This is a genomic window from Mucilaginibacter sp. P4_A11, from assembly GCF_056402535.1.
This window is the reverse complement of record NZ_JBFUHE010000010.1, coordinates 253,812-268,367: the sequence shown is the minus strand read 5'-3', so window position 1 is coordinate 268,367 and position 14,556 is coordinate 253,812. Positions and strand designations below refer to the sequence as shown.

Below are 14,556 nucleotides of genomic sequence, written 5' to 3'. Positions count from 1 at the left end.
TTTAATAAGAATGAAATTTACTGTAGATAAACACGAGAAATATATATTATTGAAGCTTAATGAGTCAAAATTAAATTCAATAGTAACTCCTCAGTTAAAATCAGAATTGATTTTGATCAATACAGAGGGCCAGCGCAACATTATTCTCGACTTGTCGCAGGTGAAATATGCCGATTCATCGGGCTTAAGCAGCTTGCTGGTTGGCCACCGCTTATGTAAAAATGCATCGGGTTCCTTCATTCTGGCGGGTTTAAATGATGCGGTTGCCCGTTTGGTAACCATATCTCAACTGGATAATGTATTAACCATTGTTCCAACTGCCGAAGAAGGTGTCGATCATATCTTTATGGAAGAGATTGAAAAGGAATTAAAAAAAGAAGCAAGATAAACCATTTGATTGCTTACCTATTATGAAATTTGAGGTAACAATCCTTGGCAGCAGCTCCGCAACCCCCATTTTTAACAGGAATCCCACTTCACAGGTGCTCAATATCAATGAGCGCCTGTATTTGATAGACTGCGGCGAAGGCACGCAGCAACAAATGCTCCGCTTTGATATCAAAGCCGGTCGCATTGATCACATTTTAATTAGTCATCTTCACGGCGATCATTATTTAGGGCTGGTTGGTCTATTGTCATCCATGCACCTTAACGGGCGTAAAAAGGCGCTTAAATTAGTTTGTCCCGAACCCTTAAAGGAGATCATTGACCTGCAATTAAAATATTCAGATACGGAGCTACAGTTCCCAATTGAATACATATTTACTAATGCGCAGCAAATTGAAGTTTTGATAAGCAATAATGATGTCGTTGTTGAAACCATACCGCTTGATCACCGGATTGCCTGTACGGGCTTTTTATTTAAGGAAAAGAAACGTTTACGTAAGCTGATCAAGGAGAAAATAGAAAGCCTTGATATTTCTGTCGCCTATTATTCGATATTAAAAAAAGGCGGAGATTATACGGATGAAAAAGGCAAAGTTTACAAAAATGAGGATTTGACCATTGATTCGGCCGAGCCTAAAAGCTATGCTTACTGCTCCGATACGATGTATAATGAAAACTACTTTGCCCAAATCGCTAACGCCACGCTGCTTTATCATGAGTCTACGTTTTTAAATGATATGCTCGACAGGGCTGTTATTACCCATCATACCACAGCGTTACAGGCAGGAGAGATAGCCCTGAAAACTAACGCTAAAAAACTACTCATAGGCCATTTTTCGGCCCGCTATAAAACCCTGAATGAGTTATTGGATGAGGCTAAAATAAATTTCCCCTCAACTGAACTTGCAATTGAGGGGAAAACCTTCTTTATAGAATAGTTTTTTAGAGCTAAAAGCTTAAGGCAAAAAGCTGAAAGCTCAATCAAGCTTTTAAAGCTTTAAACTTTGCGCATTCAGCTTTTAGCTCTTCATTAATCTTTCTTGCCGCCAAATACCGAGAAGCTTACATAACGTTTCGGATGTGCTTTTAAATCGATGAACAGGTTGTTGAGGTTGTTTGATGCGTCTGTAAGATTTTTGTACATCTTATCATCATTAAGCAATAAACCCAAAGATCCCTGGCTGTTGTTGATCTTGGCAATAGTTGCCTGCAAATCGGCCATGGCTTTGTTTGCATTATCAAGCGTTTGTTTCAGGTTAGCAGCGGCAACGTCGTTACTTACTTTTTCAAAGTTGGCCGTCATGCCGTTAAGGTGTGTTGTACTTGTTTTTAAGTTTCCGGATACAACTTCGGCATTGGAAAGTATAGCATCGATATGGCCTGTTTGTGAACCTACCAGGTAATCTATTTTTTTCGTGGTGCCTTCAAGCGTTTGCAGCGAGTTGGCAATGCTCATGAAGCTGCGGTCGATATTTTTCTGAAAGTTAGGGTTCAGGATCTTATTAACAGCGCTCAATGACGAATCAAGTTTTGACATCAGCATTTCTGCCTTTTTCTGTATCGGCTGCAGGGTTTCAGCAAGGCTTCCCTGGATATCGGCCCTAAGTGTATCCTTGTCTTCGGCAGATACGTTGCTGTTTCCTAACTCAAAGACTATGGCCTTACTGCCCAAAAGATCGGTACTTTCCAGTTTCGCTAAAGTGTTTTTAGGGATAACAACATCCGGATCAATTTTAAATTCTACAACCGTATGCCCATCTTGCTGAAGTTGCATTTTGGAAATGCGGCCTATCTGGAAACCATTTACCAGCACGGGTTTGGAAACGGTTAAACCTTCAACGCTGTTATAAATAGCGTAGTATTTGTTTGATCCTGAAAAAACATCATTACCACGTAAATAACTGTAACCTAATATAAGTATAGTAATTGCGATGGCCGTAAGCGCGCCAATTTTGGTTTCGTTAGAGATTTTCATTAAGTAGAGTTTATACGTTAATTGTGTTTAAGGTTATAAACCTGCACCAGGCTTATATGTTTTATGATGTACGTTTTATTTACACAGAAGGTAACAGTTTGCCTTTATAATTATTGCGAAACCTGCTCCATCTCTTTTTTATAGCTTGTTAATGCACGGATGATCGAAGCTACGATCTCGTTTTGTCCATCTTCCGAGTTAAGGTATTTTTCGTCATCGGGGTTATTGATGTATCCGGTTTCAACCAATACTGATGGCATCGCGCTGTGGCAAAGTACATAAATTCCCTGCTCCCTGATACCCTCACTTCGTCTCCCGTCAGTATCGGTAAATTCGCCGTTAATTAAAGTAGCCAGCTTAATACTTTGCTGTCTGAACTTCCTTTTGTACTCATTTGTTAAAATGATGGTCATCGGATCGTTGGGGTCTAATGCGCCGCCGTCAAGTTCTGATTCTTCGCCAACCTGGTTTTTCTGAATAGCGCTTTCCTCTTCGCGAGTGCGGTGCAAACCATAAACCAAAATCAGTACGCCTTTGCCTGATCTGTCCGGAACCCTGACCGTACGATATACCGCTTTATGGCGTTTAGTGCCAACCTTTTCGCGAATGGTTCTGTCAGATAATGAGTTACAGTGCAGTGAAATAAATAACTGTCCTTTGTTTTCATTGGCTATTTCGGCCCTACGCTCAAATGAAACATCATCTTCAGTAGTACGGGTCATTACAGCCTTCACCCCGGTTAATTCTTTTTCTATAGCAGCTTGCAATTTAAAGCCAATAGCCAGCGTTACATTCCTTTCTGACGAATAAGAACCCGATGCACCGTGCGAATAATGACCTGTAGAAGCTGATGGTTTGCCACCATGCCCCGGGTCGATAATGATGGTTTTAATCTTAAAACCGGTACTGTTTATCACAGTATCCTTTTGAGAATTAATATTATTAGTTACAATAGAACTGTATGATTTAAAAGGAAAAAATGAAAGGAGAACCAGCAATACCCACAAACTATAAATCAATCTTTTCAATGCCTTATTTTTCATTATTTTTGAACGCTGTTAACTATATCTGCAAAAATACTATTCATAATCAATTTTGAAATTCATAACCCTTTTTTTTCTGCTTGCAATTATATTAATAGTAAATGGACTTGCTAACGCTGGCACTATTTTAAATAGCAGCAATGGCAGGCGGCCTTTAACTGATACTATTATCAAACTTGATTCGCTTCGTGATAAGAAACTTCTTAAAGGTAAAAAATCCGGCTCAATTACGCCACTAAGAAATGGTAAACCGGTAAATTCTTTACCCGCGAATGATACCACTAAAAAAAATAAAGGTGGGCTACAATCAGAAGTAAAGGCAACCGCCGAGGATTCGACACACTCAGACAGGGAGCACCAGATCACCCAGTTTTACGGAAAAGCCCGGGTAACCTATGAAGATTTTGAGCTTGATGCAGATTATATCAGGGTTGACGATAAAAACCACCTCATATTTGCTCGGGGGAGTATTGATCCGCGCACGCATCAATATACCCGCAGGCCTATCATGAAACAAAAAACGGATAAGCCTGTAGCATCCGACTCCCTTATTTTTAATTATCAAACCAAAAAAGTAAAGATCTATAATCCTGCATCCGAGCAGGAAGGTAACTTTATTTCGGGTGGACAGGCAAAAAAGCTAAATGATGATGAGGTTGCTTACCGCAACGTAATTTTCAGTACCTGTGATCTTCCTTACCCTGATACGCACTTTGGTATTGTGATAACCCGTGGTATAGGCGAAAAGAAACGGATTATATCAGGGCCTGCTTATCTTGAAATTGAAGGCGTGCCATTACCGTTGGGTATACCTTTTGGCTTTTTCCCAAAGCCGGATACCAGGACATCGGGTGTTATTTTACCAACTTTTGGTGAGGATAATACCTTGGGCTTTTACCTTAAAGGGCTGGGATATTATATAGGTATAAGTGATTACGTTGATTTAACTACCACAGGCTCCATTTACTCAAAAGGTTCTTATGAGCTGAGCAGCACGGCACGTTATCTTAAACGCTATAAATATACAGGTAACGTTACGCTGAGCTTCGGCTCGCATAACTATGGACTGGAGGGTGACCCTGCTACTAAGGATGCGCACATTTACTGGTCGCATGTACAGGATGCCAATGCCAATCCTGGTTCAACTTTTAGTGCTTCCGTTGATGCAGGTACTTCCGGTTTCTTCAGGAATACACCATCGGCAAGTAATTATAACGTTAATTCTATTGCGCAAAGTAGTTTACGTTCAAGTATCGCCTATGGCAAAACTTGGGCGGGTACACCTTTTAACTTAAGTATAGGCATTTCGCATAGCCAGGATATAGCCCGTAAAACAGTAAATATCGAATTACCTACCATTGCTTTTGGTATGTCGTCAATAAATCCCTTCGATTCCAAAAATAGGGTAGGCGAACAAAAATGGTATCAGAAAATTACTATCAGTTATAATTTGGTAGGTACTAATAAGTTGAGCGATATCCCTGAAAGTCAATTGTTCAAGAGCGAAACTTTGTCAAAGCGGTTACAAAATGGTTTTCAGCATACCATTCCGGTTAGTTTAGGTTTAAACGTGTTGAAATACTTTCAGTTTAATAACAGTGTGAACTATACCGAGCGCTGGTATTTTCAAAGCATTAACGAAAGGTTTGAAAGGGGGAGTATTGCCGGCTCAAACCAGCTAATTATTGATACTATACCGGGCTTTAAGCGTGCCGGGGAGTATAGTGTAAGTACAGGTATCTCAACCAAATTATATGGTACTATCAATTTTAAACATGGTAACCTGAGAGCCATCAGGCACGTGGCAACCCCTTCAATAAGTTTTAGCTATCGTCCCGACTTCAGCGACCCGAGTTTCGGTTATTACAGAACTGCGGTAAGTACAGCTACTGTGCCTTATCCTTATACTTACCAAAAATATTCGATTTTTCAGAATGGGGTTTACGGGGGGCCATCGGCGGGTAAGCAGGCCGGCTTAAACTTCTCGGTAGATAATACCATAGAGGCTAAGGTAAAGGCAAAAAGCACAGATACATCGGGCACTGACCGGAAGATCACTATTTTGCAGGGCCTGTCGTTCTCTACCTTTTATAATTTCGCGGCTGATTCAATGAAACTGTCAGATATCTCATTTTCGGGCCATACTGCTATTTTTAATCAAAAATTAAGCATCAGTTTTTCGGGAGTATTTAGTCCGTATATAACAAAGGTAAGTGATTCTATTGCAAATAATCAGATAGTAAAAACAAGCCGCTACGTCAACAGGTATGCCTGGCAGGACGGGAAATTCCCAACTTTAACAGGTTTAAATATCTCTATGGGCGGGAGTTTAAATTCAACCAAGGCAACTCCGGGTAACGCGGCCCTCAATACTATTGCAACCATGAATACCAACCAGGCCCAACGGCTGGCCCTGGTAAACAGCGATCCGAATGCTTATGTTGACTTTAATGTTCCGTGGAATATCTCGCTTAATTATAGCTTTAGCTATCAAAACTATTTAAATACCAAAACAACCAGCAATACACTCCAGGTATCGGGTGATGTGAACCTTACACAAAAGTGGAAGATCCAGTACACTACCACATATGATATTAAGGCGGCTAAGTTTGCCAGTGCAACATCGTTTTCAATATATCGCGACCTGCATTGCTGGGACCTGGCCTTTCAGTGGATTCCTTTTGGCGTATATAAAATGTATAACGTAACTTTAAAGGTGAAGGCGTCTATCTTGCAGGATCTGAAACTGAGCAAGAAAAGCGATTACAATCCACAATCATCTTTTTATTAATATAATAATGCTGGCAGAAATAATTACCATCGGCGACGAAATACTTATCGGGCAAATTGTTGATACTAATTCGGCCTGGATGGCTACCGAACTTAATAAGATAGGGGTACGGGTAAAACAGATCTCATCAATAAGCGACGATAAGGAGCATATCCTGAAAGCATTATCGGAAGCAGCCCATCGGGCCAATATTATTTTTATCACTGGTGGCCTTGGCCCCACAAAAGATGATATCACCAAAAAAACATTGGCCGAATATTTTGGCGTTGAACTTGTTGAAAATGTGGAAGCCCTTGCCAATGTAGAACGCATTTTTGCTAAATACAACCGTCCATTACTGGAAGTTAATAAGCAGCAGGCTTTTGTTCCTGCTAATTGCGAAGTAGTGAGGAATGAAAACGGCACAGCGCCGGGGATGTGGTTTAACCATAATGGTGTTATCTATGTGTCGATGCCGGGTGTACCTTTTGAGATGATGTACATGATGGAGGGGCAGGTACTGCCTAAAGTTAAAGCTACTTTTAAGCTACCAGTAATTATCCATAAAACACTGCTGACCGTTGGAGAAGGTGAATCATTTTTGGCTGAACGGATAGCGGATATTGAGAACGATCTGCCATCATATATTAAGCTTGCCTACCTGCCCAAGTTAGGCCAGGTGCGTTTACGCTTAAGTGCTTTTGGCGAAGACCAGGCCGCTTTGCAAAAAGAAGTGGATGCATTTGCCGCCCGGTTTATAGAGCGGATAGGCTCGCCGTTTGTTATTGATCAGGATATTCCGCTTGAAAAGGCAATTCTTGATTTGATGGAAAATAACGGTCTTACTTTATCGGTGGCAGAAAGCTGCACCGGTGGTTATCTTTCACATTTGTTTACCCAGCATCCGGGTTCATCGCACGTGTTTTTAGGTGGGGCGGTATCGTATTCGTACGAATTAAAAGAGAGTATCCTGGGGGTAAAGAACGAAACTTTATGGCAGCATGGGGCCGTTAGCGAAGAAACTGTAACAGAAATGGTAGAAGGTGCACTGTTAAATTTCAAATCGGATTTTGCCGTCGCCATTACGGGCGTAGCAGGCCCTGGCGGCGGAACAGAAGATAAACCCGTTGGTACTGTGTGGATTGCGGCTGCAGGAAAAGGTAAATCATTGATAAAAAAATACACATTTGGCAGTAAACGCCGCCAAAACATTGAACGGAGTGCGGTAATGGCCCTGTCAATGTTGAATACTTTACTTACTGAAATTAAAAAGTAAAGATTTAAATACATAATTTTGGGGTTAAACTATATTCTACTGTATGGCCAAATACCAGCTGTTATTGCCAAAAATGGGGGAGAGCGTTGCCGAAGCAACCGTTATCAAATGGGTGAAAAATCCGGGTGATAAGGTTAATGCTGACGATGCGGTGATGGAAATTGCCACCGATAAAGTTGACTCGGATGTGCCTTCGCCTGTAGCAGGTAAGTTAGTTGAACAACTGTATAAAGAAAACGACGTTGTGCAGGTTGGCGCGGTTATAGCCATCATTGAAACTGATGAACCTGAAGCTGCTGCGCCGGTAACTGTACAACCGGAAGAAGCTCCTGCTCCTCAACCTGCCGAAGAGCCCAAAATAGCAGAATCAACTTATCACGAAACCGTTCAGTTTACAGAAACTGAAAAAGCTCCTGAACCTGAGCTTAACGAAATTCAACCTGAAAATTTATCAGGTATCCCCGGTATAGATCAGCTTGAGCAAAAAAGCTCATCTGCTAGTCCTGTATTTAAGTCGGAAGGGCGCTTTTATTCGCCCTTGGTAAGAAATATTGCCGCGCAGGAAAGCATTAGCATTAATGAGCTTGATGGCATCCCCGGAACAGGTTCTGAGGGCCGTTTAACCAAGGATGACCTGCTGAACTACCTGCAGGCTAAAACTCCAACGGTTCAAAATATCCAGCCACCAGCTTTTGCAGTACCGGTTAATGGTCAATCAACTGAACCTGTAAAAGTTGCTGAGCCAGTGAAGGAAACACAGCCGGTTGCTGAACCGGTAAACATAACTGTGCAAGCCCCAGAATCGGTAGCTCAACCTGTAATTGCCGCAACTCCTGAACCTGTAAAAGCGGAAGCGCCGAAAGTTTCGCCTGTTGAGCAAAAAACTGCGCCGGCCGCTTCAGTATCTGGTGCTGATGAGATCATTGAAATGGACAGGATGCGCCGTTTAATTGCCGACCATATGGTGATGAGCAAGCAAACATCGCCTCACGTTACCTCGTTTGTTGAAGCCGATGTTACCAACCTTGTGCTATGGCGTGAAAAAGTAAAGAATAGCTTTGAAAAACGCGAAGGTGAAAAAATAACCTTTACGCCTATATTTATTGAAGCCGTGGTGAAAGCCATTAAAGATTTCCCGATGATCAATGTATCAGTTAATGGTACCCAGATCATTAAGAAAGCGGCTATCAATATCAGCATGGCAACAGCATTGCCAAGTGGTAACCTCATAGTCCCTGTAATTAAAAAGGCCGATGAGCTTAATCTTGTTGGGTTAAGCAAGGCGGTTAATGACCTGGCAAACCGCGCACGTAACGGTAAGCTACAACCCGATGATGTAAAAGAGGGTACATTTACCATCACCAATGTTGGCTCGTTTGGTAATGTTATGGGTACACCGATAATTAATCAGCCGCAGGTTGCTATTTTAGCTGTCGGCGCTATTAAGAAAAAGCCGGCCGTAATTGAAACAAAAGAAGGCGATATGATCGCTATACGCCATATGATGTTTCTTTCATTATCATATGATCACCGTGTTGTTGATGGTGCCTTAGGAGGTTCCTTTGTAAGGCGTGTGGCTGATTATTTAGAGAAATGGGATAGCAGCAGGGAAGTATAAACGCTTAGATATATATTAAACAGGGAACGCCGGGCAAATTGTCCGGCGTTCCCCGTTTAAGGGGCATCGTTCGAAAATTGAATTTTAAATTTTTACTAATGAAGCACATAAATCTCTACTGGCTTTAAAACCCTGTTAAATCATACTTATAGCAAAAAATCGTATTAACTTTGCCTTTGAAAATGGCTTATAAGTATATTGATAATTACCGCGAACAGGGCGCCCGTAAAAGATTGGTTGATGTTTTAAGAAAAAAGGGAATTGGCGACGAACACGTTTTAGAGGCTATTGGTAAGGTAAAACGTCATTTCTTTTTTGATGAAACTTTCTGGAACCAGGCTTACAGGGATATTGCGTTCCCGATAGGCGAAGGGCAAACCATATCGCAACCTTATACTGTGGCCTATCAAACTGAATTGCTGCATATTCGCAGGGGAGATAAAGTACTTGAAATAGGTACAGGCTCCGGGTATCAAACCTGTGTACTGCTTGAGCTTGGCGCTATTGTTTATACCATAGAACGTCAGGAAAAGCTATATCATCGCACTAAATTTGTATTGCCCAATGAAATGGGATATAATGCCCATTTTTTCCTGGGTGATGGCTCTGTTGGTATAGCCGATTACGCACCTTATGATAAGATAATTGTAACTGCCGGTGCACCAACCGTACCTGAAGTATTGTTAAAGCAATTAAATATAGGTGGCATCCTGGTTATCCCGGTTGGCGACGAGGAAACCCAAAAGATGGTTACGATACTAAAAGTAGGGGATAACGATTACGAAAAAATTGTGCTGGATACCTTCAGGTTTGTGCCGTTGGTAGGGGATAAGGCTTGGTAAGCCCCCTAACCTAAAGGGGGAATTTCTGATTTGCATATTAATAAACAAGGCCCGAATTTTGAATCCGGGCCTTGTTTATTATTTAAATGCTTGATCGATCATACTAAGAAGCTCCCCCATTAGGGGGCTTGGGGGGCAACTACCTTTTCATCACCCTGTCCAATTCTATCTTGGTATCGCGCTCTTTTAATGTTTCGCGTTTATCGAATGTCTTTTTACCTTGTGCTAATCCGATCTCCAGTTTTGCAAAACCGCGCTCGCTGATAAATAGGGCCAGCGGAACTATGGTCAGTCCCCGCTCTTCGCCGCGGGTTTGGAGTTTTTTGAGCTCTTTTTTATTTAGCAGCAGGATACGGTCGCGTTTAGCCTCGTGGTTATAGAACGAGCCAAATGAATATTCAGAAATATGCAGGTTACGTACGTATAGCTGGTTGTTAATGAATGTACAAAAAGCGTCGTTAATATTAGCCTTCCCTTGTCTTATAGACTTGATTTCGGTACCCAGCAGTTGTATTCCCGCTACGTATTTATCAAGTATATGGTACTCAAAGTAGGCTTTTTTATTTTTTATGTAGATCTTATCCTCGCTCATAATTATTCGACCGCAAACTTACAAAATTAGTTTGACTGTGGCTTTACCACCAGCACCGGCACATTAACCTTGTGCCTTACAGAGTTTACGGTTGTGCCAAATATAAGGTCTTTCAGTGCCTTGTGCCCGTGCGAGCCCATTACAATGAAATCAATCTTTTCATCCTTTACAATCTCGGCAATGGCACTGGCAGGGTTACCGTAACCAATTTGTCCCTGGGCATTGTAGCCAAGATTTTTTAAAGCGCAAACATACTTGTCGAGGTTGTTAAAATCGATCTGGGTTTCATTATCTAATACTTGGCCGCCATAATAGCGTGCGCCGGCAGTTTCAACAACATGTATCAATGTATAATCGGCCGTTTTACCACCCTGCATAATGGCGTGGCGAAGGCAGTCGGTATCATTTTTTGAAAAATCGATGGTTATGGCAATATGGCTATAAGTGATGGCATCAAGCTCGGTAATAGCATTGGCTATACCGTGCGGCACAATGGCTGGTCTGTCATAATGTTTAAATAACAATGGTCGTATAAAAACGTAGACCAGCAGTATAGCTACACCAATAACAATCGGAACCACTATAGCATAGATCCATATTGATGACGGGTTGCCGTTTACCCAATCCCCAATTTGTTCATATACCAGCTTGGCATTTAACGCTACAATTAATAGGGCGCTTGCCCATGCCAATGCCCTTGTCTGGAAATTGATAGCAAATTTGCCCATTCTTTTCCTGTCGGATGTAAAATGGATGAGCGGGATTACCGCGAAGCCCAGTTGCAGACTTAATACCACCTGGCTCAAGATCAGGAGTTTGCCTAAACCTTCCTCTCCATAATAAAGTATGGTAAACACAGCTGGCACAATAGCCAGCACACGGGTGAGCAGGCGGCGTAACCAGGGTTCTATCCGCAGGTTGATATGGCCTTCCATGATGATCTGCCCGGCAAGCGTACCTGTAATAGTTGAACTCTGGCCCGAGGCTATCAACGCTATGGCAAATAAGGTTGGTGCAATGGCTCCAAAAATATGTTCAAGAAGTTTAAACGCATCCTGGATTTCTGCCACTTCAAAATAGCCGTTTCTGAAGAAAGCGCTTGCTGCTAATATCAAAATAGCCGCATTTACAAAAAAAGCAAGGTTAAGGGCTATAACAGTATCAAAAAGGTTAAACTTAATAGCAGCTCTGAAGCCTTCTTCCGTGCGGGTTATTTTACGGGTTTGCACAAGTGATGAATGCAGGTATAAATTATGCGGCATCACCGTTGCACCAATGATGCCGATAGCTATATAAAGCATCTGCTGGCTTATTTTATCGCCTTTAAATAAATTAGTGGGAATGAAGCCCTTTGCCACCTCTATTACATCCGGCTTAACAATAAACATTTCAACCAAAAAGGAGAGCCCGACTATAAAGATCATCGAAATAATGAAACCCTCAAGCTTGCGCATACCCTTATTCATAAGGTAGAGCATCAGTACAGTATCTGTAATGGTAAGTGATACGCCCCAGATCAACGGTAAATGAAACAGCAGCTTTAAGCCAATGGCCATACCGATGATTTCGGCAAGGTCACATGCTACAATGGCTATCTGTGCTAAAATATACAAACAAAAATTTGCGAAACGCGGATAGGCATTTTTGGAAGCTTGTGCAAGGTCGAGCCCGCGCACTATCCCTAACCGGGCCGCCAGCGATTGCAGGAGCAACGCTATCATGTTTGATACAAACAACACCCAGATGAGCTTATACCCAAAGGCACTGCCACCGGCAATATCTGTTGCCCAATTACCCGGATCCATGTAGCCCACGCTTACCAGGTAAGCCGGGCCTAAAAAAGCCATGAGTTTACGCCAGCCGGTTTTGTTTTCGGTGATTACAGATCCGTGTACGTTGCCTAAAGATTCGGTGTGTGTATTGTTCATAGGGCTATAAGCAAATTGTTAGCTACCTCACGGCTTATATGCACTTCTTTATTGCCTGTTTGTACCACTACCGAATGGTCATATTCAATAATATCAGTGATCATTATTTTGCAGCCGATGGTAAGCTGTTTTTTATCGAGGTATTGTAAAAATGATGAACTATGGTCGCGTACGCCTGAAATAACGCCGCCCTGATTAACCGTTACCGCCGAAACAGGTTTTAACTCATGCGTGGCAAACCGGCCATTACAATCCGGTATAGGGTCGCCATGCGGGTCGTGCTTGGGATAGCCCATAAACTCGTCAAGGCGGTCAATCAGTTCTTCAGATGAGATATGTTCCATCTCTTCGGCAAGGTCATGTACCTGGTCCCACTTGAAATTAAGTTTCTCAACCAGAAAGTATTCCCACAGCCGATGCTTACGGATAATGCTTATGGCTATCTTTTCGCCGGAAGGAGTTAGGCTTACACCCTGGTAAGGAGTATAGTTGATGAGCGCCTTATCGGCAAGCTTTTTCAGCATATCGGTGACCGAAGATGCTTTGGTATTTAGCGAGGAAGCGATTTGATTTGTACTTGCATTTCCATCATTTACAGCAAGATGATAGATGGCTTTTAAGTAGTTTTCCTCGGCTAAAGTATTCATTTAAACAAATCTAATAAAAAATTTAGACTAATCTAAAAAAATAAACGTTAGGAAATATGTTTTCGTTGAAGTACTTTAAAGAAAAATTAAATTTTGTGAAGCAAGGAAAATACTATATTTGCATACAACTATGGCCGCCGAATTAGATAAAATAGACCTACAAATACTCAGGATTTTACAGGAAAACGGAAGGATAACCAACCTTCAGCTGTCTAACGAGATAGGGCTTTCACCAGCACCTACTCTTGAACGTGTGCGTAAACTTGAGAACGCCGAATACATTAAGAGCTATCATGCCCTGGTAGATGAAGAGAAATTAGGATTAGGTATCAAAACTTTTATCCAGATCTCCCTTGACTTTCATCAGAAAAACACTATTCAAACTTTTTTGGATGAGATCAAGAATATTAAAGAGGTTACCGAATGTCATCACGTGACCGGCCAGTGCGACTTTTTGCTGAAGGTGTATGTGCGCGACATTAAGTCATACGAGCAGCTCATTATGGAAAAGATCAGCCGCATTACCGTGGTAAAAACATTCCAAACCATGATGATCATGTCAACCAGTAAAAAAGAGCCGATAGTGCCGTTGGAGTACTGAAGAAAGATTCAAGACAGTAAGAGTCAGGAATCAAGAAAAGATTCAGGACTATAAGAATAAAGAGTCAAGAAGAAGGATTAGATATCTTTCATTTCTTGACTCTTTTTATTTTCAGACTTTTTCAAATCTTGATTCTTGACTCTTACTGTCTTGACTCTCTCTCAATGTATTTGCCAGTCAATCTCTTTTTTACCTTCCTTTTTCAATATCTCGTTGGTTTTTGAAAAAGGCTTACTGCCGAAAAAACCACGATCTGCCGAGAAAGGTGAGGGGTGAGGAGAGCGAATAATAAAGTGTTTCTTTTCGTCGATCAAAACTGCTTTTGACTGGGCGAACGCTCCCCACAGTATAAATACAATGTCTTCCTTTTTATCAGAAATGGTTTTGATCACCTCGTCTGTAAATTCTTCCCAGCCTCTTTTTTGATGTGAGCCGGCATCACCTGCCCTTACGGTTAAAGTTGCGTTCAGTAATAGTACACCTTGTTTTGCCCATTCTTCAAGGTTACCATGCGCGGGAAGGGTAAAGCCCGGAATGTCGCTTTGGAGCTCTTTATAGATATTAATGAGTGAGCGGGGAATGGCAATACCTTTTTGAACCGAAAATGAAAGGCCATGCGCCTGATGGGCTCCATGATAAGGGTCCTGGCCTAATATCACCACTTTAACATCATCAAAATGAGTAGTGTTAAACGCATTGAAGATTTCACCGTTTTTAGGGTACACAATTTGTCCGGATTCGTGCTCTTCCTTTAAAAATTGTTTGAGTTTTAGCATGTAAGGTTTATCAAATTCCTGCTGTAAAACCTCGAGCCATGATGATGGTAACGCAATCGCCATAAATATTTATATAGAAGTTGATTAAGCGTACAAATAAA

The 14,556-nt window shown here is 41.7% G+C and carries 13 protein-coding genes; 7 read left to right on the top strand and 6 right to left on the bottom strand.

Features of this window, described 5'->3' with window-relative positions; all coding sequences use genetic code 11:
* The first annotated feature begins 10 nt into the window (after positions 1-10).
* The gene (locus AC1DUD_RS20160) at positions 11-388 is read left to right on the top strand and encodes an STAS domain-containing protein (RefSeq protein WP_121224683.1); all 378 of its coding nucleotides are present in this window, start codon (positions 11-13) and stop codon (positions 386-388) included.
* A gap of 22 nt (positions 389-410) precedes the next feature.
* Positions 411-1,325, top strand: coding sequence for a ribonuclease Z (locus AC1DUD_RS20155; RefSeq protein WP_477377634.1), 915 nt, complete (start codon positions 411-413; stop codon positions 1,323-1,325).
* A 92-nt stretch (positions 1,326-1,417) separates the two neighbouring features.
* Here the strand turns inward: AC1DUD_RS20155 and AC1DUD_RS20150 are convergent, their stop codons facing one another.
* Positions 1,418-2,362 (bottom strand): MlaD family protein, encoded by a 945-nt coding sequence (locus AC1DUD_RS20150; protein ID WP_477377632.1) that lies wholly within the window; start codon positions 2,360-2,362, stop codon positions 1,418-1,420.
* Between the two features lie 110 nt (positions 2,363-2,472).
* Positions 2,473-3,405 carry an N-acetylmuramoyl-L-alanine amidase family protein gene (locus AC1DUD_RS20145; protein WP_477377630.1) on the bottom strand — a complete coding sequence of 311 codons (933 nt, stop codon included), beginning with the start codon at positions 3,403-3,405 and terminating at the stop codon, positions 2,473-2,475.
* Between the two features lie 52 nt (positions 3,406-3,457).
* Here AC1DUD_RS20145 and AC1DUD_RS20140 point away from each other — a divergent pair, with 52 nt between their 5' ends.
* The 4 genes from AC1DUD_RS20140 (at position 3,458) to AC1DUD_RS20125 (ending at position 9,911) form a co-directional block, all read left to right on the top strand.
* Complete coding sequence (locus tag AC1DUD_RS20140) at positions 3,458-6,196, top strand: putative LPS assembly protein LptD (protein WP_477377628.1); 2,739 nt, start codon at positions 3,458-3,460, stop codon at positions 6,194-6,196.
* A 7-nt stretch (positions 6,197-6,203) separates the two neighbouring features.
* Positions 6,204-7,451, top strand: a complete 1,248-nt coding sequence (locus tag AC1DUD_RS20135; protein ID WP_477377626.1) for a competence/damage-inducible protein A — start codon at positions 6,204-6,206, stop codon at positions 7,449-7,451.
* Positions 7,452-7,494: 43 nt separating this feature from the next.
* Positions 7,495-9,069 carry a dihydrolipoamide acetyltransferase family protein gene (locus AC1DUD_RS20130; protein WP_477377624.1) on the top strand — a complete coding sequence of 525 codons (1,575 nt, stop codon included), beginning with the start codon at positions 7,495-7,497 and terminating at the stop codon, positions 9,067-9,069.
* 182 nt (positions 9,070-9,251) lie between these two features.
* Positions 9,252-9,911, top strand: coding sequence for a protein-L-isoaspartate(D-aspartate) O-methyltransferase (locus tag AC1DUD_RS20125; protein WP_477377622.1), 660 nt, complete (start codon positions 9,252-9,254; stop codon positions 9,909-9,911).
* Positions 9,912-10,050: 139 nt separating this feature from the next.
* On the opposite strand, the gene smpB is transcribed toward AC1DUD_RS20125, so the two are convergent.
* The 3 genes from smpB to AC1DUD_RS20110 are packed head-to-tail and all read right to left on the bottom strand — an operon-like array spanning position 10,051 to position 13,078.
* Positions 10,051-10,503 carry an SsrA-binding protein SmpB gene (gene smpB, locus AC1DUD_RS20120; protein ID WP_121224698.1) on the bottom strand — a complete coding sequence of 151 codons (453 nt, stop codon included), beginning with the start codon at positions 10,501-10,503 and terminating at the stop codon, positions 10,051-10,053.
* A 26-nt stretch (positions 10,504-10,529) separates the two neighbouring features.
* Entirely contained in the window at positions 10,530-12,431 is a 1,902-nt protein-coding gene (locus tag AC1DUD_RS20115; RefSeq protein WP_477377619.1) for an Nramp family divalent metal transporter, read from the bottom strand.
* The gene (locus AC1DUD_RS20110; RefSeq protein WP_477377617.1) at positions 12,428-13,078 is read right to left on the bottom strand and encodes a metal-dependent transcriptional regulator; all 651 of its coding nucleotides are present in this window, start codon (positions 13,076-13,078) and stop codon (positions 12,428-12,430) included. The genes AC1DUD_RS20115 and AC1DUD_RS20110 overlap by 4 nt, the downstream gene beginning before the upstream one ends.
* A 130-nt stretch (positions 13,079-13,208) precedes the next feature.
* On the opposite strand from AC1DUD_RS20110, the gene AC1DUD_RS20105 reads away from it, so the two are divergent.
* Positions 13,209-13,679, top strand: a complete 471-nt coding sequence (locus AC1DUD_RS20105; RefSeq protein ID WP_110583415.1) for an Lrp/AsnC family transcriptional regulator — start codon at positions 13,209-13,211, stop codon at positions 13,677-13,679.
* A gap of 161 nt (positions 13,680-13,840) precedes the next feature.
* On the opposite strand, the gene ung is transcribed toward AC1DUD_RS20105, so the two are convergent.
* Positions 13,841-14,518 carry a uracil-DNA glycosylase gene (ung, locus tag AC1DUD_RS20100; protein ID WP_477377615.1) on the bottom strand — a complete coding sequence of 226 codons (678 nt, stop codon included), beginning with the start codon at positions 14,516-14,518 and terminating at the stop codon, positions 13,841-13,843.
* Positions 14,519-14,556 lie beyond the last annotated feature (38 nt).